The organism is Aquabacterium sp. TM01 (genome assembly GCF_057808345.1).
Map to the genome: position 1 here is coordinate 1157857 of NZ_AP046529.1, position 15737 is coordinate 1173593.

17 protein-coding genes and 2 tRNA genes are annotated in these 15737 nt (G+C 65.6%); 5 read left to right on the forward strand and 14 right to left on the reverse strand.

Annotated features, from left to right (window positions below):
- Window positions 1-13: 13 nt before the first annotated feature.
- From hemW to AC3WW4_RS05370, 4 genes are all read right to left on the reverse strand, one after another.
- Window positions 14-1225, reverse strand: a complete 1212-nt coding sequence (hemW, locus tag AC3WW4_RS05355) for a radical SAM family heme chaperone HemW (protein WP_488827351.1) — start codon at window positions 1223-1225, stop codon at window positions 14-16.
- Window positions 1222-1896: an RdgB/HAM1 family non-canonical purine NTP pyrophosphatase gene (rdgB, locus tag AC3WW4_RS05360; protein WP_488827352.1), complete on the reverse strand. Its 675-nt coding sequence runs from the start codon at window positions 1894-1896 to the stop codon at window positions 1222-1224. Before rdgB ends, hemW begins: the two co-directional genes overlap by 4 nt.
- Window positions 1897-1967: 71 nt before the next feature.
- Window positions 1968-2903 carry a PP2C family protein-serine/threonine phosphatase gene (locus tag AC3WW4_RS05365; protein ID WP_488827353.1) on the reverse strand — a complete coding sequence of 312 codons (936 nt, stop codon included), beginning with the start codon at window positions 2901-2903 and terminating at the stop codon, window positions 1968-1970.
- The gene (locus tag AC3WW4_RS05370) at window positions 2900-3868 is read right to left on the reverse strand and encodes a serine/threonine protein kinase (RefSeq protein WP_488827354.1); all 969 of its coding nucleotides are present in this window, start codon (window positions 3866-3868) and stop codon (window positions 2900-2902) included. Before AC3WW4_RS05370 ends, AC3WW4_RS05365 begins: the two co-directional genes overlap by 4 nt.
- A gap of 29 nt (window positions 3869-3897) precedes the next feature.
- On the opposite strand from AC3WW4_RS05370, the gene AC3WW4_RS05375 reads away from it, so the two are divergent.
- The 4 genes from AC3WW4_RS05375 (at window position 3898) to AC3WW4_RS05390 (ending at window position 8073) form a co-directional block, all read left to right on the forward strand.
- Window positions 3898-4836, forward strand: a complete 939-nt coding sequence (locus AC3WW4_RS05375) for a YicC/YloC family endoribonuclease (protein WP_488827355.1) — start codon at window positions 3898-3900, stop codon at window positions 4834-4836.
- The gene (gene gmk / locus AC3WW4_RS05380) at window positions 4833-5501 is read left to right on the forward strand and encodes a guanylate kinase (protein ID WP_488827356.1); all 669 of its coding nucleotides are present in this window, start codon (window positions 4833-4835) and stop codon (window positions 5499-5501) included. The genes AC3WW4_RS05375 and gmk overlap by 4 nt, the downstream gene beginning before the upstream one ends.
- A gap of 30 nt (window positions 5502-5531) precedes the next feature.
- The gene (rpoZ, locus tag AC3WW4_RS05385) at window positions 5532-5735 is read left to right on the forward strand and encodes a DNA-directed RNA polymerase subunit omega (protein WP_320366748.1); all 204 of its coding nucleotides are present in this window, start codon (window positions 5532-5534) and stop codon (window positions 5733-5735) included.
- 136 nt (window positions 5736-5871) lie between these two features.
- Entirely contained in the window at window positions 5872-8073 is a 2202-nt protein-coding gene (locus AC3WW4_RS05390; RefSeq protein WP_488827357.1) for a RelA/SpoT family protein, read from the forward strand.
- A 30-nt stretch (window positions 8074-8103) separates the two neighbouring features.
- Here the strand turns inward: AC3WW4_RS05390 and greB are convergent, their stop codons facing one another.
- Window positions 8104-8667, reverse strand: a complete 564-nt coding sequence (gene greB / locus AC3WW4_RS05395) for a transcription elongation factor GreB (protein WP_488827358.1) — start codon at window positions 8665-8667, stop codon at window positions 8104-8106.
- Window positions 8668-8812: 145 nt separating this feature from the next.
- Here greB and AC3WW4_RS05400 point away from each other — a divergent pair, with 145 nt between their 5' ends.
- Window positions 8813-9493 carry a TVP38/TMEM64 family protein gene (locus AC3WW4_RS05400; RefSeq protein WP_488827359.1) on the forward strand — a complete coding sequence of 227 codons (681 nt, stop codon included), beginning with the start codon at window positions 8813-8815 and terminating at the stop codon, window positions 9491-9493.
- 51 nt (window positions 9494-9544) lie between these two features.
- Here the strand turns inward: AC3WW4_RS05400 and AC3WW4_RS05405 are convergent.
- From AC3WW4_RS05405 to fliS, 9 genes are all read right to left on the reverse strand, one after another.
- A tRNA-Arg gene (locus AC3WW4_RS05405) sits at window positions 9545-9621 on the reverse strand.
- 34 nt (window positions 9622-9655) lie between these two features.
- A tRNA-Arg gene (locus AC3WW4_RS05410) sits at window positions 9656-9732 on the reverse strand.
- A gap of 83 nt (window positions 9733-9815) precedes the next feature.
- Window positions 9816-11069 carry a heme biosynthesis HemY N-terminal domain-containing protein gene (locus AC3WW4_RS05415; protein WP_488827360.1) on the reverse strand — a complete coding sequence of 418 codons (1254 nt, stop codon included), beginning with the start codon at window positions 11067-11069 and terminating at the stop codon, window positions 9816-9818.
- A gap of 26 nt (window positions 11070-11095) precedes the next feature.
- On the reverse strand, window positions 11096-12232 hold the full coding sequence (locus tag AC3WW4_RS05420) for a uroporphyrinogen-III C-methyltransferase (protein WP_488827361.1): 1137 nt from the start codon (window positions 12230-12232) through the stop codon (window positions 11096-11098).
- On the reverse strand, window positions 12229-13077 hold the full coding sequence (locus AC3WW4_RS05425) for a uroporphyrinogen-III synthase (protein ID WP_488827362.1): 849 nt from the start codon (window positions 13075-13077) through the stop codon (window positions 12229-12231). The genes AC3WW4_RS05420 and AC3WW4_RS05425 overlap by 4 nt, the downstream gene beginning before the upstream one ends.
- A gap of 12 nt (window positions 13078-13089) precedes the next feature.
- Window positions 13090-14052, reverse strand: coding sequence for a hydroxymethylbilane synthase (gene hemC, locus AC3WW4_RS05430; protein WP_488827363.1), 963 nt, complete (start codon window positions 14050-14052; stop codon window positions 13090-13092).
- Between the two features lie 45 nt (window positions 14053-14097).
- Window positions 14098-14844 (reverse strand): flagellar brake protein, encoded by a 747-nt coding sequence (locus AC3WW4_RS05435; RefSeq protein ID WP_488827364.1) that lies wholly within the window; start codon window positions 14842-14844, stop codon window positions 14098-14100.
- An 18-nt stretch (window positions 14845-14862) separates the two neighbouring features.
- The gene (locus tag AC3WW4_RS05440) at window positions 14863-15210 is read right to left on the reverse strand and encodes a flagellar protein FliT (protein ID WP_488827365.1); all 348 of its coding nucleotides are present in this window, start codon (window positions 15208-15210) and stop codon (window positions 14863-14865) included.
- On the reverse strand, window positions 15207-15620 hold the full coding sequence (gene fliS / locus AC3WW4_RS05445) for a flagellar export chaperone FliS (RefSeq protein ID WP_488827366.1): 414 nt from the start codon (window positions 15618-15620) through the stop codon (window positions 15207-15209). The genes AC3WW4_RS05440 and fliS overlap by 4 nt, the downstream gene beginning before the upstream one ends.
- Between the last annotated feature and the right edge of the window lie 117 nt (window positions 15621-15737).

Genomic DNA, 15737 nt, shown 5'->3' on the forward strand with positions numbered 1-15737 from the left:
GCACGAATGCGTTTCAGTCCTGCAAAAACAGCGCCTGCAGGTCGTTCAGAAAATCAAAGCCCTTGTCGGTTGGCCAGGCGCGGGCGAGATCACGAGCCAGCAAACCTTTGGCTTCGGCCTCGGCCAGCGGCTGCTGGATGCTGGCCAGGGTCAGGCCCGTGCGCTCTGAAAAGCGCAGCAACTCGAAGCCGTCCTTGAGGCGCAGGGCGTTCATCATGAACTCGAACGCCCGCGATTTCAATGGCACCTCCTGCTCGTTGGAGCAGGCCAGGCCTTGCGCGGCCTTGTCCATGTAGGCGGCCGGCTCGCGCCAGCGCACCTGGCGCACGATGCGGTCGGGAAAGCTGATCTTGCTGTGGGCGCCAGCGCCGATGCCCAGGTAGTCGCCAAACTGCCAGTAGTTCAGGTTGTGCGCGCACTGGTGGCCCGGGCGGGCATAGGCCGACACCTCGTAGCGCTGCAGGCCGGCGGCCGTGGTGCGCTCGATCAAGTGATCCAGCATGTCGAAGGCGGTGTCCTCGTCGGGCAGGCCTTTTGGGGGCTGGGTGGCAAAGCGCGTGTTGGGCTCGAGCGTGAGGTGGTAGAGCGACAGGTGCGGGGGCTCGAACGCCAGGGCCTGCTGGATGTCGGCCTCCAGATCGGCGGCTGACTGGCCCGGCAGCGCGTACATCAGGTCGAGGTTGAAGGTGTCAAAGCACGCCTGGGCTTCTTCCACGGCCGCGACGGCTTGGGCGCGGTTGTGCACGCGCCCGAGCGCCCGCAGTTTGGCATCGTCAAAGCTCTGCACGCCAATGGACAGGCGGTTGATACCGGCCTGCCGGAAGGCCTTGAAGCGGTCGGTCTCGAAAGTGCCAGGGTTGGCCTCCATCGTGATCTCGGCGTCGACTTCCAGCGGCAGGCGGGCGCGGAGGTCGGACAACAATTGGTCGATGCTGTCCGGCGAGAACAAGCTGGGCGTGCCGCCACCGATGAAGACGGTGTGGACGCGGCGGCCCCAGATCTGCGGCAGGGCCGATTCCAGATCGGCGCGCAATGCATCAAGGTAGCGGGCCTCGGTTTGTGCCGAGAGGTGGCCGGCCCCGGCCGAACCTGCGCTCAGGGCCGCGTTGGGCTCATGGGAGTTGAAGTCGCAGTAGGGGCATTTGCGCAGGCACCAGGGCAGGTGCACGTACAGCGACAGCGGTGGGAGGGTGCTCAGGGCACCAGGGCGTTGCAGCGTGATCATGCGGATTGCCAGGGCCAGTGAGCGCTTGCGGGACCGTCAGTGCCGATGCCCCAGCGGGCGGTGATGAGTTGCAGCAGTTGCTGGCAGGCCAGCGCACGGTGGCTGACCGCGTTCTTGGTCTCGGGGGGTAGTTGAGCGGCGCTGTGCTGGTGTTCGGGCAGCCACAACAGCGGGTCATATCCGAAGCCATGTTCGCCTAGGGGTGCGTGCAGCAATTGGCCGCTCCAGTGGCCTTCGGCGATCAGCGGCTCCGGGTCTTCGGCGTGGCGTACGGCCACCAGCAGGCAGGTGAAGTGGGCCTGACGGTCGGCGTAGGCGGCCATCTGTTCCAGCAGCCATGCGTTGTTGGCCAGGTCGATGTGATTCCGTCCGGCATCTTCGGCCACGCGTCCGGCATCAACTGCGTAGCGCGCCGAGCGCACACCCGGGGCGCCGCCCAGGGCGTTGACGCACAGGCCGGAGTCGTCGGCCAGCGCGGGGCCACCGCCCAGGCGTGCCGCGTGACGTGCCTTGGCCAGGGCGTTCTCGACGAAGGTGACGTGGGGCTCTTCGGCTTCGGGGATGCCGAGCGCGCCTTGCGTGACCAGCGCCACCCCCAGCGGGGTGATCAGGGCCTGCAGCTCGCGCAGTTTTTTGGCGTTGTTGGACGCCAGGATCAATTGTTTGCTCATCGGGTGTCAGCAGCGTGGGTCAGATCCCGATCGGGCTGGCCGCCATGCTGGCGTTGCGATGGCATGCCTGATCAGGCTTTGCGGGTTCCGTTGGCGGAGCGGCGGATGGCTTCGTTGATCTCTCGGATCGACCGCTCAATCGCCGCTTCGTCCAGGTCGTCGTCCTCGACATTGTCGCCCGGACCAGCATTGCTGCCGAGGCTGGCCTGGATGGTGGAGGCAAAGACTTCGTCACCGAGCTCGTCGGTGGACACGCCCGGCTTGACTTCGTCGGTGGCCGACTCCCACTCCATGGCGATGATGGTGACGTTGTCGCACTTGGCACCGCCGTTGCGCAGCGCCACTTCGACCAGCTCAGGCACGGATTCGGCAATGGGGCTGGCGGCCAGGTGGTCGGTGATGATGTCGTCTTCGACCGTGCCCCACAGGCCGTCGGAGCACAGCAAGATGCGGTCCCCCTCTTGCAGCAGCAGTGGGCCAGAGGTATCGACCACCGGCTTGCCGGGGCTGCCCAGGCAGGTGAACAACACGTTGCGGTTGAAACGGTCGTTGGGCAGGGCGCTGTGCCCCAGAGTCTGCTGCAGCTCGGTGTAAGAGTGGTCTCGGGTGCGGGCGATCAGCTTGTTGCCACGCACGAAGTACAGGCGCGAGTCCCCGCAGTGCGCCCAGTAAGCCATATTGCCTTGCAGGATGCAGGCGACCAGCGTGGTGCGCGGGTTGTCGATCAGGCCCTTTTCGCTGGCATAGCGCAGCAGCTGATGGTGGCCCGCCATGATGGCGTCCTGCAGAAAGCGCAGGGGGTCGTCCAGGACCGGCTTGGCGTCACGTTGGAACATCGCGGCCATGGTCTGCAACGCCAGTTGCGACGCCACTTCGCCCTCGGGGTGTCCGCCCATGCCGTCGGCCAGGGCAAACAGCCCGGCGTCGCGCGTGTAGCAGTAGCCCATGCGGTCTTCGTTCTTCTCGCGGCCACCCTTGCGGCTGATCTGGTAGACGGAGAACCTCATGTTTTGGCACCGGTTTTCAGGTTTTCAAGTTGCAGCTTGACCCGCTCGGCAAAGGTGAGCTTGGAGTAACGGCGCTCGGTTTCGCGTGCCAATTCTTTTTGCAGGGCAAAGACGCTCTGGGGGCGCGCCAGCGGGTCGAGCGACATGCACCACTCGGTCACCTCGATGAGGTTGTCGGAGTAGACATTGCGCAGTCGCGACAGGGACAGGCCCAGGCGGTCTTTTTCAATGCGCTGGGGCGCGTCGTTGGGCGGGTAGCCCTGCATACAGGCGTAGATGCAGGCGCCGATGGCGTAGATGTCGGTCCAGGGGCCCAGCGAGCCGTCGCGGCGGTACATCTCGGGCGCGGCAAAGCCGGGCGTGTACATCGGGCGGATGAAGTTGCCTTCCTTGCTCAGCACCTCGCGCGCCGCGCCAAAGTCCAGTAGCACCGCTTTGTTCTCGTTGGTGACGAAGATGTTGGCCGGCTTGATGTCCAGGTGCAGCATCTTGTACTGGTGGACGATGCGCAAGCCGCGCAGGATCTCGTCGAACAGCGAGCGGATGGTGGACTCGCGGAACACCTTGTCGCGCTTGAGTTCGCGGGCTGTGACGATGAAGTCCTGCAGGGTGTCACCCTGCAGGTAGTTCATCACCATGTAGACGGTTTCGTTTTCGCGGAAGAAGTTGTAGACCGACACCACGCTGGGGTGGGCGATCTGGGCCAGCGAGCGGCCTTCTTCAAAAAAACTTTTCAGCCCCAGGCGGTACAGTGGTTGCTTGTCAGGTTTGACGCGGGGAATGAGTTCGCCGGCGGAGCGTTCTGCCAGCGAGGCGGGCAGGTATTCCTTGAGCGCCACCAGCCGTTTGTCTGGATCTTCAGCCAGGTAAACCACGCCAAAACCGCCCGCAGCGAGCTTCTTGACAATCTGGTAGCCGCCCACGACGGTGCCCGGGGGCAACGGGGCAGGTTTCGGCTTTGACATAATCGAGTTTTGTCTGGTGTCAAGTAACCATGTCAGTCTACTCCATGACCGGCTTCGCAAGCGCGGTGTCGTCGGCTCCCGACCACGTCAGTGAAAACACCGATGAGGGCGATGCGCCAATTGCGTCACGCAAAAGCGCCACAGGGGCGGTGGGGGCCGAACTGCGTTCGGTCAACAGCCGTTTTCTCGACCTGAGTTTCAAATTGGCCGACGAGTTTCGAGGGCTCGAACCCGCCCTGCGCGAGCTGCTGACGGCCGGTTTCAAACGTGGCAAGATCGAGTTCCGTTTGCAGCCCCAGCGTGCCGCCGAAAGCGGCTGGCCTCAGCCCCAGACCGAGCAGCTGCACACCCTGGCCCGGCTGGAGGGCACGGTGCAGAACTGGCTGCCCAAGGCCGCGCCCCTGTCTGTCAACGAGGTGCTGACGTGGTGCCGTGCTGCCGCGCCCACCGTGCGCCTGGAAGAGGCTGCGCTGGAGGCCGCGCGCCAGTGCGTGGAGGCCTTGAAAGAGGCCCGCGAGCGCGAGGGCGCCCGCCTGGTGGCCGTGTTGCACGACAAGCTCAAGGGCCTCAAGGCTCTGGCCGAGCAGGCGGGGCCGCTGGTGCCGCAAGCCGTGCAGCGACAGCAAGAGCGCTTCGTGCAGAAGTATCAGGATGCGCTGCAGGCGGTGGGCGGTGCGGTGACGCCGGAAGCGGCCCAGGAGCGTGCGCTGAGTGAGGCGGCCGCCTATGCCTTGCGCATTGACGTGGACGAAGAGCTGCAGCGCCTCAAGGCTCACCTGGACGAGATTGGTCGCCTGCTGAAAAAAGGCGGCGAAGTGGGCAAGAGGCTGGACTTCCTGATTCAGGAGTTACACCGTGAAGCCAATACCCTGGGCTCGAAAGCGGCAGCGCTGGAGCTGACCCAGATTTCGGTGGACATGAAGGTGCTCATCGAACAAATGCGTGAACAAGTGCAGAACATCGAATGACGACCGCTCAAACCCCCTCTTTGACGCAGCCCGCCTCCGCCGAGACGGACTACCCCGGCAACCTCTTTGTCGTGTCAGCCCCCAGCGGCACCGGTAAATCCAGCCTGGTCAACGCCTTGCTGGAAGTCGACTCACGCCTGCAGGTGTCGGTGTCGCACACCACCCGGGCTCCGCGCGGCCAGGAGCAGCATGGCCGTGAGTACTGGTTCACGTCGAAAGACGATTTCCAGGCCATGATTGAGGGCGGCGAGTTCTTCGAGCATGCCCATGTGCACGGCAACCACTACGGCACCTCGCGCAAGGCGATCGAGGCCCGCATCCAGAGCGGTGAAGACGTGGTGCTGGAGATCGACTGGCAGGGCGCGCTGCAGATCAAGCGCATCTTCCCTAACGCCATCCTCATCTTCATCATGCCGCCCAGCTACGAGGAGCTGCTGCAACGCCTGAACCGCCGCGGCGAAGACACCCCCGAGGTGATCGAGACGCGCATGACCAACGCCCGCATCGAGGTCGCGCAGGCCCAGTATTTCGACTTTGTGGTGATCAATGCCTTGTTCGAGTCGGCTTTGTTCGATTTGAAATCCATTGTTCACGCGCAGCGGTTAAAATACTCAGCTCAGCGTCGGAACAAGCCCAATGTGTTTCGTGCGCTCAATTTGATCTGAGTCTGATTCAGACCTTACCGGAGCACCCACATGGCCCGCATCACCGTTGAAGATTGCCTGCAAAAGATCCCGAACCGCTTCCAGCTGGTGCTGTGCGCAACCTACCGTGCCCGCATGCTGAGCCAGGGTCACACCCCCAAGATCGAGTCGCGCAACAAGCCCAGCGTGACCGCGCTGCGCGAGATCGCTGCCGGTCAGGTGGGCCTGGAAATGCTGCGCAAGGTGCCGACCTGATCGCACGCTGACCCCCTTGGCGCATGCGCCAGGAAGAGTCCACCCGAAAAGGCCCGGCGCAAGCGCGGGCCTTTTTCTATTTGTCCGATAGACATCGCCCGCTCAAGGGTGCACGTATCCGCGCTAAAGTCTAAAGATGACCCCGGCCACCGACGCAGCCGCCGCCTCCTTTGCGGCCCTGACCCACAAGCTCGACTACCTTGACGAGGCGGACATCCGCCGCGTGCGCGACGCCTATCGCTTTGCCGATGAGGCGCACCTGGGCCAGTTCCGCGCCAGTGGTGAGCCCTACATCACCCACCCGATCGCGGTGGCGGGCTTGTGCGCCGACATGAAGCTCGATGCGCAGGCCATCATGGCCGCGCTGATGCACGACGCCATGGAGGATTGCGGCGTCACCAAGATCGAGCTGATTGAGCGTTTCGGGGCGCCCACGGCCGAGATCGTCGATGGCTTGACCAAGCTCGACAAGCTGCAGTTCTCGACCAAGGAAGACTCGCAGGCCGAGTCCTTCCGCAAGATGCTGCTGGCGATGGCGCGCGACGTGCGCGTCATTTTGATCAAGCTGGCCGACCGCTTGCACAACATGCGCACGATGGATGCGATGGTGGCGCACAAGCGCACCCGCATTGCGCGCGAGACGCTGGACATTTATGTGCCCATCGCGCACCGGCTGGGCCTGAACCAGACCTACCGCGAGCTGCAGGAGCTGTCCTTCCAGTACATCAATCCCTGGCGCCATGCCGTGCTGGCGAAGGCGGTCAAGCGCACGCGTGGCAACCGCCGCAATCTGGTCGATCGCATCCAGAACGAGGTGCAGGAGGCCTTCCAGGCCGCCGGTATGCACATCGAGGTGTATGGGCGCGAGAAGACCATTTTTTCGATCTACAACAAGATGATCGAAAAGGGCCTGAGCTTTGCGCAGGTCAGTGACATCTTCGGCTTTCGCATCGTCACGCACGAGTTGCTGGACTGCTACAAGGCGCTGGGCGTGCTGCACCAGCTCTACAAGCCGCTGCCGGGGCGCTTCAAGGACTACATCGCCATCCCCAAGCCCAATGGCTACCAGTCGCTGCACACCACGCTGGTCAACCCGGTGGGCACGGCGGTCGAGTTCCAGATTCGTTCGCAGATGATGCACGACGTGGCCGAGAAGGGCATTGCCGCGCACTGGATGTACAAGGAGCAGGCCGATGCGAACGATGCCAGCCCGCAGCAGGCCGCCGTGTGGCTGCAGTCACTGATCGACATCCAGCAGGAAACGCGCGATTCGGCCGAGTTCCTGGAGCACCTGAAAATCGACCTGTTCCCCGAGTCGGTCTATGTGCTGACGCCCAAGTCGCGCATTGTGGCGCTGCCCAAGGGTGCGACGCCGGTGGATTTTGCCTATGCCATCCACTCCGGCGTGGGCGACAAGTGCGCGTCGGCCAAGGTCAATGGCGATCCGGTGGCGCTTCGCACCGAGCTGCGCAGCGGCGATGTGGTCGAGATCATCACGGCGGCGGGCGCGCGCCCGAATCCAGGCTGGCTGACCTTCGTGCGCACGGGGCGTGCGCGCTCCAAGATCCGCGCCTACCTGAAGAACATGGAGGCGGAAGAGTCGCTGGCGCTGGGCACCAAGCTGCTGACTCAGGCGCTGCGCGCCGAAGGCCTCAAGCTCCCGCTGGGAGATGAGACCAGTGAAGGTGCCGCCGGGGCCTTGTGGCAGGAGCTCATCCGTCTGGGGGGCAACCGCAGCCGAGACGAGCTGTTGATCGACATCGGACTGGGCCGCAAGGTGGCGAGCATGGCTGCCAAGCGCATGGCGCACCTGATGGCCGAGTCGGGTCAGCGCCCGGATGCCCTGACGCTGACGCTGGGGCGGTTTGCCGATGACGCCCCCACGTACAGCTCCGTGGTGATCGACGGCAGCGAGGGTGCCACGGTGCGTCTGGCGCCGTGTTGTTGCCCGGTGCCGGGAGACCGCATCAAGGGCTATCTGGGCCGCGGCGAAGGCCTGGTGGTGCACACCCAGACCTGTGCGGTGGGCCGGCGCCTGTTCGAGCGCGATGGCGAGCGCTGGATCGAGGTGAACTGGTCCGACGAGCCCACGCGCATGTTCGAGACCGTGCTCAAGGTGCTGGTGGCCAATGGCAAGGGCGTGCTGGCGCAGGTGGCCGCGGCAATCAGCCATGCCGAGACCGACATCACCCACATCGAGATGGGCAACGAGCGCCTGGGCGAGACCGCCGAGTTGAAGCTGACGCTGGAGGTGCGGGACACCGATCACCTGGCCGAAGTGATCCGTTCGCTCAAACGCTGCCCGGTGGTGCTCAATGCGGAGCGCCTGAGCGCCTGACCACATGCCCCGATGGGCGAGGCTGGGCTTTCAGTGCGCCGTCTCAGGCGCGGGGTAGTGCACGTCGAGGATCTCCAGCCGCTCCAGGCCCCCGGGGGTCATCAGCTGCACCTCATCGCCCACACGCGACTTGAGCAGCGCCCGGGCGATCGGTGAAATCCAGCTTACCTCGCCTTGCAGGTTGTCGACCTCGTCGATGCCCTTGATGGTGATGGTGCGCGCCACGCCAGCCAGGTTTTCATAGGTCACGGTGGCGCCAAAGAACACCTGGTCGTTGCCATGGTGCAAGCTGGGGTCGGCCACCTCGGCAATGTCCAGCCGTTTGGTCAGAAAGCGGATGCGCCGGTCGATTTCGCGCAGGCGCTTCTTGCCGTAGATGTAGTCGCCGTTCTCGGAGCGGTCGCCGTTGGAGGCGGCCCAGTGCACGATCTCGACGATCTTGGGGCGCTCGGTGTCGATCAGGTGCAGCAACTCGGCACGCAGGCGCTGGTAGCCCTGCGGGGTGATGTAGTTTTTGGTGCCCGCAGGCAGGGGCGGTGGCGACAGTTCGTCGTCATCGTCGCTGTCTGTTTCCTTGGTGAAGGCTTTGCTCATGGGGTGATTGTGCCGTGTGCCCGCCTCCCCCTGAACAGGGAGGGGTGAGAACCCGCTGATCGGGCATGAGGCCGCCCGCATGGGGGGGAAGCTGCGCCAAGATGGCGCTTTGCATCGAGCAGGGGTGACAGTGCAGGGATCAAGCGTGGGGCAGCGCCGTTGGCCTTGGGGGCGATTGGCGCTCTTGGTGTTGTATCTGGCGGTGCTGGGTCTGGTCTGGATGGCGTGGCGTGATCCGGCCTGGCGGGTGCTGATGAGCCCGCTGGTGCTGGCGCAATTCGGTCGCGAGGTGCTGGCCTGGCCGCTGGGGCCGTTCTGGGTGTTGCTGGCCTATGTGGTGGCGGTGTTGCTGGCCATGCCGGTGCTGGCGTTGATCACGCTGGGGGTGCTCATCTTTGGGCCCTGGCCGGGCATGGCTTACGCGCTGGTGGGCATGGTGGCCGGTGCGGTGGTGACCTATGGCGTCGGGCGTCTCACAGGTGCCCAGGTGTTGGATCGGCTGCTGAAGGGGCGATTGCAGCTCATGTCGGCCCACCTGTATCGACGTGGTCTGTGGACGATCGCGTTGCTGAGGGTGCTGCCGGTGGCGCCCTTCATTGTGGTGAACCTGGGGGCGGGTGCCTTGCGCGTGCGTTTGCGCGACTATGTGCTGGGCACGGCCTTGGGTTTGCTGCCGGGGACGGTCTTGATTTCGCTGTTCATGCGCCAGGTGCAGCAGGCTGTGCGGACTGCCACACCTGGGGCCTGGCTGGCGCTGGCGGGCGGCGTGCTGCTGGTGGTGGGGGCGCTGTGGTGGTTGCGCCAGTCGCTGCGAGGCTCCAAATGACGAAAGCCTGAAATGACGAAAGCCCTCAAGCTTGCGCCTGAGGGCTTTGTCTGGTGCGGCTGGCAGGATTCGAACCCACGACCCCTTGGTTCGTAGCCAAGTACTCTATCCAACTGAGCTACAGCCGCTAAAAATGTTCTCGGTTCACCTTGTCTTGCGATTTGGTGCGGCTGGCAGGATTCGAACCCACGACCCCTTGGTTCGTAGCCAAGTACTCTATCCAACTGAGCTACAGCCGCCGAGAAGTGAAACTATAGCAGGTTTTTGACCCGCTTGTAAATGGGGTGTCGTTTTTTCTGCCAGTTTTGCCGTGGCGTGGCCGTCAGTCGCGCTCAGGCAACGCCGCCAGACGGTAGAAGCGGGCGGCCTCGTCCGGGCGGTTTTCGCGTTCGGCCATCAGGCCCAGTTGCGCCCACGCGGTGCGACGGTCGTTGACGTTGAGTTGCAGGTCGTTGGCAGCCGATAGCAGCATGCCGCGCGCCTTGCCCCACAGTTGGCGTTCGGCCAGGGCCAGGCCCAGGGTCAGGGCCAGGGCGGGGTTGCGCAGGGCGGCGGGGGTGGTGGCGTCCAGGCGGGGCAGCCATTCGGCTTCCAGCCCGGTCAGGCTGTCGCGCAGGGCCGCAGCCAGGGCATCGACCGCTTCGGGAGACTGCTTGTGGAGCTGATCCCAGAGCGGCGCCAGCCATTGGCGGGCTTCATGAGGCGCCCCCAGGTGGGACATGCGACGGGCGGCGTTGGCGACCAACAGCGGGTCGCGTTTGTCCTGCATGTCCAGGTTCACCCACAGCGCGCGCATCTGGTCGGCATCGCGGGCGCCTTCCAGGGTTTCGCTGGCCAGGGTGCGCAGCAGGCCTTCGGCGGCCGAGGGGGTGAAGCCCTGGTGCTTGGCCAGCAGGCGCGCGGTGCGCAGGGCTTCCATGGGCTGGCGGGCCAGTCGCGCGGCTTGCAGCTTCAGGCGCAGGGCCTGGGTACGGCGCGCCACACCCGGCGGCAGTTCGGACAGCTCACGCAGGGCGCGGACGGCATCGCGGTCTTCCAGGGCGCTTTCGGCCGACATCAGGCGGGCGCCTTCTTCGGTGGCGCGGGGCTTGCGCGTCAGCTGTGCCATCTCCAGCGCGCGCTGCAGGTGCTCGTCGCGGCGGGTGCGGTCTTGCAGGCGGTGCAGGCTGCCGGCCGAGAGCATGTGCGCCAGCGCCGTGAACTCGGCATCCAGGGCGAGCTCGGGGGTGTCGGCCTGGATGGCGATGGCCTTCTGGCAGGTTTTGTGGGCGCGGGTGTAGCGGCCGGCCAAGTACAGGGCCAGGCCTTCGCGCAGTGCGGCCTGCGCCACGCGGTCGCGGCGAGAGGTGCGCCACTGCTTGGCGCGCTCGGGCAGGGCGAGCAGGCTGTCGAGGGCGCGCACCAGCGAGTACACCGCCAGGAACAGCGCCACCATCACCAGCAGGAAGAGGTTGAGCGAGAAGTCGGTGCGCCAACCGCGCCAGTAGATGGTGACCAGGCCGTCGTTGGCGCCCAGGGCCGTGGCCCCCACAACGGCAATCACGGCAACCAGCAAAAGCCAGACGATGGAGCGCATGTGCGTCGGTCCTTCAGGGCAAAAGGTCAGCGGCCGGCCGACACAGCGGCCAGGGCAGCGAGGGTGTCATCCGGACGGGGCACGGTGGTCTGGGTGCTTTGTTTGGCCACATCGAGCAGCATGGTGCGCAGCAGTTGCGTTTTGCGTGAGTCGGTGTCGAAGTAGCGCGGCACGGTGGCCTCGACCTCTTGCAGGTCGCTGGCAGCGATCGCCGTCTGGCGGCTGAGCAAGGCCAGGCGCGCGTTGAGCAGGCGCAGCTTGATGTTTTCGCGCAGGAAGTAGCTTTGCTCGGGCGAAACCAGCATGCCTTCGGGGCGCTTGATCTCGGTGACGCGGATCAGGTTGCGTGTTTCGAGCCAGACGCGTTGCCCGGCCCGGCTGAGCCAGTCATAGGCCTGGGCCGTCCAGCTGGTGGTCTCGGTAGCACTGGCGGCCGGCGCAGATGCCTTGGCCTTGCGGTCGGCGGGCTGGGCCTTGGTGGTGGCGGCCGGATGCAGGCGGGCAGCTTCAGGCGAGTTGAGCAGTGGGACTTCGTCCACCAGGCGGGTCGCTTCGTCCAGGCGCACCGTCAGGGCGCTGAGGTCGGCGACCCGGGTGGCGCGCACCTGATCCAGGTCCTTGGCCACGGCGCGGCGCACATTGTCCAGGCGCGGCTGGGCGGCGCGGGCCAGGCGGGCGTCGGCCGATTGCAGGGCCACGACCAGGGGTTCGGCGCTGCCGGTCAGCGATGCTTGTTGCGTGGCCACGCGCAGACTGGCTTCGAGGTCGGCCAGCAGGTTTTCGTCGCGCGAGGTGCTGAGTGTCTTGATCAGGTCTTCGACCTGAGTGCGCTGCAGCGCTACCTCGGCCAGCCGACTTTCCAGCAGGGCGGTGCGGGCGGCCGATTCGCGTGAGAGCTCCTGGGCCTGACGTGCGAGCAGGTGGGCTTCGGTGGCCTGCGTTTGGCTGCTTTGCTGGCGGCGCACCAGTTCTTGCTCCAGGCCCTGCACACGCGACTGCGCTTGCCAGGCCAGCCACAGGCCACCGGCCGAGGTCAGGCTCAGCACAAGCACGGCCCAGCGCACCCACTCGGCCGGGGCGTGCGTCGGGGTGAGGTCTTGTTCGACCTGCGGCGCCACGGGGGCGGGCAGGGCTTCAGGGGTGGGGGGGGATGGCTCGTTCACAGTGATTTGATTGTATCGACGCCAGCCTGAAATGCGGACAGGGGGCGTAGTGCGGCCACCACTGCTTGCAAGGTGGGCCGGGTTTCGAGGATGTGGGTTAGGCCCAAACCGTGAGCGCGTTCAGTGATGCGGGGGTGCGTGCTCAGGGCGCGGGCCTGTGACCAGTCGGTGCTCGGGCACGAGGGGAGTGCGTGCAGGTGTTGGGCGACGAGGTGTTCGATGCCCTGGGAGCTGCTGAACAGCCACACATGGGCGCTGGGCGCGGCCAGGGCGGCGCGCGCCAGGGCTTGCTGGGCGGGAGTCCAGTGCCCGGGGCCGCGTTGGTAGCAGAGCAGGGCGTTCACCTGGGCACCCTGCGCGCGCAGTTGTTCGGCCAGCCAGGTGCGTCCGCGTGCCTCTTGATGGTCGCCGCCGCTGATGATGCAGACCGATTGGCCCTGCCAGTTCAAAGGGGCGAGCGCGGGCCAAAGCGATTCGGAGTCGAACTGCTCGGCGTCGGCCTGGGGGCTCAGGATCTGCCTGGGGGCCAGGCTGTAGGCGGCGCCTGCCTCGATCAGTTGGCGCGCCGTGCCGGGGCCAGGGGCGGCCGCCAAGGTGTCGGCGGGCCAGAGGGTGCCCGGCGGGCGCAGTCGAAAGAACCAGTCCACTGCCGCGGGGCTGACGAACATCAGCAGGCGTTGCTGCGCCAGGTGGTGCCAGAGTTCGGTCACCGGGGCGGGGTCGGCCGGCGCCTCTATGGCGATGAGCGGCAGGGCATACGCATCGAGCTGGTGCTCACGCAGCGCCTGCACCCATTCGTCAGCCTGAGGCTGCGGGCGGGTGACCAGGATGCGGAGCGGTGCCACGGCGTGCACGGCTTACAGTGCGGCCAGCCAGTCTTCGCCGGCCTGGGCTTGCAGCTGGGCAGCGATCTGGCGGCCCAGGGCGTCGGCCTCGTCGGCCGTGCGCGGGCGACCGCTGGTCGAGGCCTGAACGAGGAAGGGCTGCTCGGGGTGGCCCAGCAGGGCGCGCAAGACCAGCACCGGTGCGCTGTCGTCGGACGGGCCGGGTTGCCACTCGGCAAAGGCGGCCAGCGGCATGGAGCAGCTGCCGCCCATGGCGCGGGATACGCCGCGTTCGGCCAGGGTGGCCAGCCAGGTGGGGGTGTGCGCCAGGGTGGCCAGGGCCTCGGGCAGCTCGCCGTGATTGCTGCGGATTTCCAGGCCCAGGGCGCCTTGGCCTGCAGCGGGCAGCATCACGGTGGTGTCGATGTGCTCGCGGATGCGCTCGGCCAGACCCAGGCGCTTGAGGCCGGCGGCTGCCAGGATGATGGCGTCATATTGACCGTCGTCGAGCTTGCGCAGGCGGGTGTCGAGGTTGCCACGCAGGGCTTCGATCTTCAGGTCGGGGCGGCGGGCGCGCAACTGCACCATGCGGCGCAGGCTGGAGGTGCCCACCACGGCGCCTTGGGGTAGGGCATCGAGGCTGGCGTGCTGGTTGGAGACGAAGGCATCGCGCGGGTCTTCACGCTCGAGCACGGCGGCCAGCGCGAAGCCGTCGGGCAGCTCCATGGGCACGTCCTTGAGGGAGTGCACGGCAAGGTCGGCGCGGCCTTCTTCCAGGGCCACTTCGAGTTCCTTGACGAACAGGCCCTTGCCGCCGACCTTGGAGAGGGCGCGGTCCAGAATCTGGTCACCCTTGGTGGTCATGCCCAGCAGCGTGACCGTTCGGCCAAAGCGCGTTTGCAGCAAGGATTGGACATGCTCGGCTTGCCACAGGGCGAGGCGACTTTCACGGGTGGCGATCACCCAGGGCTTGGAGAGGGGGGCAGACACGGTCATGTGGCGATGCTATCAGCCGCCAGCGTACCTGGGGCCCCCTTGGGATCAAACCTTGCGCGCGGCCAGGGCGAGTTGGCGCTTTTGCGTCTGATTGATGTAGTGCTGGAGGTCGCGCTCGCCTTGCTGAAGGTTGACGAACTCGCAGCCCAGGCGGGCGCCCCGAGTCTCCGGGTGGTTGGGCGTGGCGTGGCGCATGACGAAGCTCACATCGAGCCAGGTGTCGTCATCCAGGCGCAGGCTGCACGAGGGGATGCGGGTGCCGTCGGCAATGGCCGGCGTGTCTTCGGGCAGGAACAGGGCCATGCCGCCCAAGCTCACATCCAGCACACGCAAGGCCAGGGTGGTCTTGGGGTGTTGGGGATGAGCGAAATGGGCGGTGGGCAGTGCGCTGACCGCAGGCTTGACGCGAAAACTGGTGCGCCGCTGAAATCGGTACAGCTCACGTGGGTAGCGGGCGTTGATGATGTGCTGGTCGCCGTGCACCAGCACCAGGCCTTCCAGGTCGAACTGCAGCTTGATGCTGTCGAGGTAGGCGACTGCCGTGACCTCTTCCGATTCGAGCAGGGCACGCAGGCCGGCGTGGTTGCCTTCGCCACTGAAACCCACCACGCCGCGATCGGGCTCGATCTGCCAGATCAGTGTGGTGTAGCTGTGCCCTTCGGGGCTGCTGAGTGTGACCAGGGTGCGGGAGGCTTCGACCTGGCGCAGCAGGTCGAAGATCTCGACGGTGGACGTGATGCGGTAGTCATCCAGCGCGCTGGCCTGCGCGCGGTCGTTCAACGGTTTGCTCATCGTCCAGGATCGAGATACTCAGTGCATCTTCTTGGGGTCTATGGAAGTGCCCATCATACGGCTGAGATCGTTGAGCCATGGCTCGCTGAGTGTGCGGATTTCCGCATCGTTGAAGAGGATGCGCTGCATGATGCGGCTCTTGAGTGCGCGCTCGTCGCGGCCGAGGGAGCAGCTTTCGGAGGCGTGCTTGAGTTGGGCGATCAGCACGGCGCAGGCGCCTTCGAGCTTGACCACGGTGTCCCAGTCGCCGGTGCGGGCAGCTTGCAGCATGTCCTGGCTGGCGGATTCGATGCCCTCGTAGTAGCCGAGCAGGTTGTGGGAGAGCTGTTCGGTTTCGCGGGCGGTGATGAGGTCAGGGGCGTTCATGCTTGGATCCTCATGGCTGCGGTGGAGGCGGGGGCGTCGGAGGTGGGTGCGATGGCCACCCAGGCGTCGCGGATGGGAATGAGCAGGTTCGCGCACTCTTCCAAAGCGGCTGGGTCGTTACGCAGGTTGGCTTGGGTCAGGCGGGTGGTGATGTAGCCGTACAGATCATTGAGTCGCTGAGCCAAATCGCCCCCTTCGGCGAGGTTCAGGCTGGCCTTAAGACCCTCGTCGATGATGCTGACAGACTTCGTGATGGCCTTGCATTTGGCCTCAATCTGGCCGTTCATCATGGCGCCGCGTGCTTGCGCGATGCTTTCCAGCGCGCCATTGAGCAACATGGTGGTGAGTTGATGGCCGGACGCACCATTGACGCCAGTTTCGACGTCAATGCGGCGATAAGCACTGCTCATGTTTCGCTGGCTGAACATGCTGGCTGATGAACCTGTGGCTGTGGCGTACATCGTTGATCTCGTGCGGGTGGTGCTGATAACAGCGTTGTGTTTGTTATCGGCAGCAAGCACTGTAGC

Bases quoted from the DNA above. Each gene is read 5' to 3' on its own strand.
- greB (WP_488827358.1), bottom strand. From the start codon at position 8,667: ATGAGCAAAGCCTTCACCAAGGAAACAGACAGCGACGATGACGACGAA.
- AC3WW4_RS05370 (WP_488827354.1), bottom strand. From the start codon at position 3,868: ATGTCAAAGCCGAAACCTGCCCCGTTGCCCCCGGGCACCGTCGTGGGC.
- AC3WW4_RS05415 (WP_488827360.1), bottom strand. From the start codon at position 11,069: ATGCGCTCCATCGTCTGGCTTTTGCTGGTTGCCGTGATTGCCGTTGTG.
- rdgB (WP_488827352.1), bottom strand. From the start codon at position 1,896: ATGAGCAAACAATTGATCCTGGCGTCCAACAACGCCAAAAAACTGCGC.
- AC3WW4_RS05390 (WP_488827357.1), top strand. From the start codon at position 5,872: ATGACCCCGGCCACCGACGCAGCCGCCGCCTCCTTTGCGGCCCTGACC.
- AC3WW4_RS05440 (WP_488827365.1), bottom strand. From the start codon at position 15,210: ATGAACGCCCCTGACCTCATCACCGCCCGCGAAACCGAACAGCTCTCC.
- rpoZ (WP_320366748.1), top strand. From the start codon at position 5,532: ATGGCCCGCATCACCGTTGAAGATTGCCTGCAAAAGATCCCGAACCGC.
- hemW (WP_488827351.1), bottom strand. From the start codon at position 1,225: ATGATCACGCTGCAACGCCCTGGTGCCCTGAGCACCCTCCCACCGCTG.
- AC3WW4_RS05365 (WP_488827353.1), bottom strand. From the start codon at position 2,903: ATGAGGTTCTCCGTCTACCAGATCAGCCGCAAGGGTGGCCGCGAGAAG.
- fliS (WP_488827366.1), bottom strand. From the start codon at position 15,620: ATGAGCAGTGCTTATCGCCGCATTGACGTCGAAACTGGCGTCAATGGT.
- AC3WW4_RS05375 (WP_488827355.1), top strand. From the start codon at position 3,898: ATGTCAGTCTACTCCATGACCGGCTTCGCAAGCGCGGTGTCGTCGGCT.
- hemC (WP_488827363.1), bottom strand. From the start codon at position 14,052: ATGACCGTGTCTGCCCCCCTCTCCAAGCCCTGGGTGATCGCCACCCGT.
- gmk (WP_488827356.1), top strand. From the start codon at position 4,833: ATGACGACCGCTCAAACCCCCTCTTTGACGCAGCCCGCCTCCGCCGAG.
- AC3WW4_RS05435 (WP_488827364.1), bottom strand. From the start codon at position 14,844: ATGAGCAAACCGTTGAACGACCGCGCGCAGGCCAGCGCGCTGGATGAC.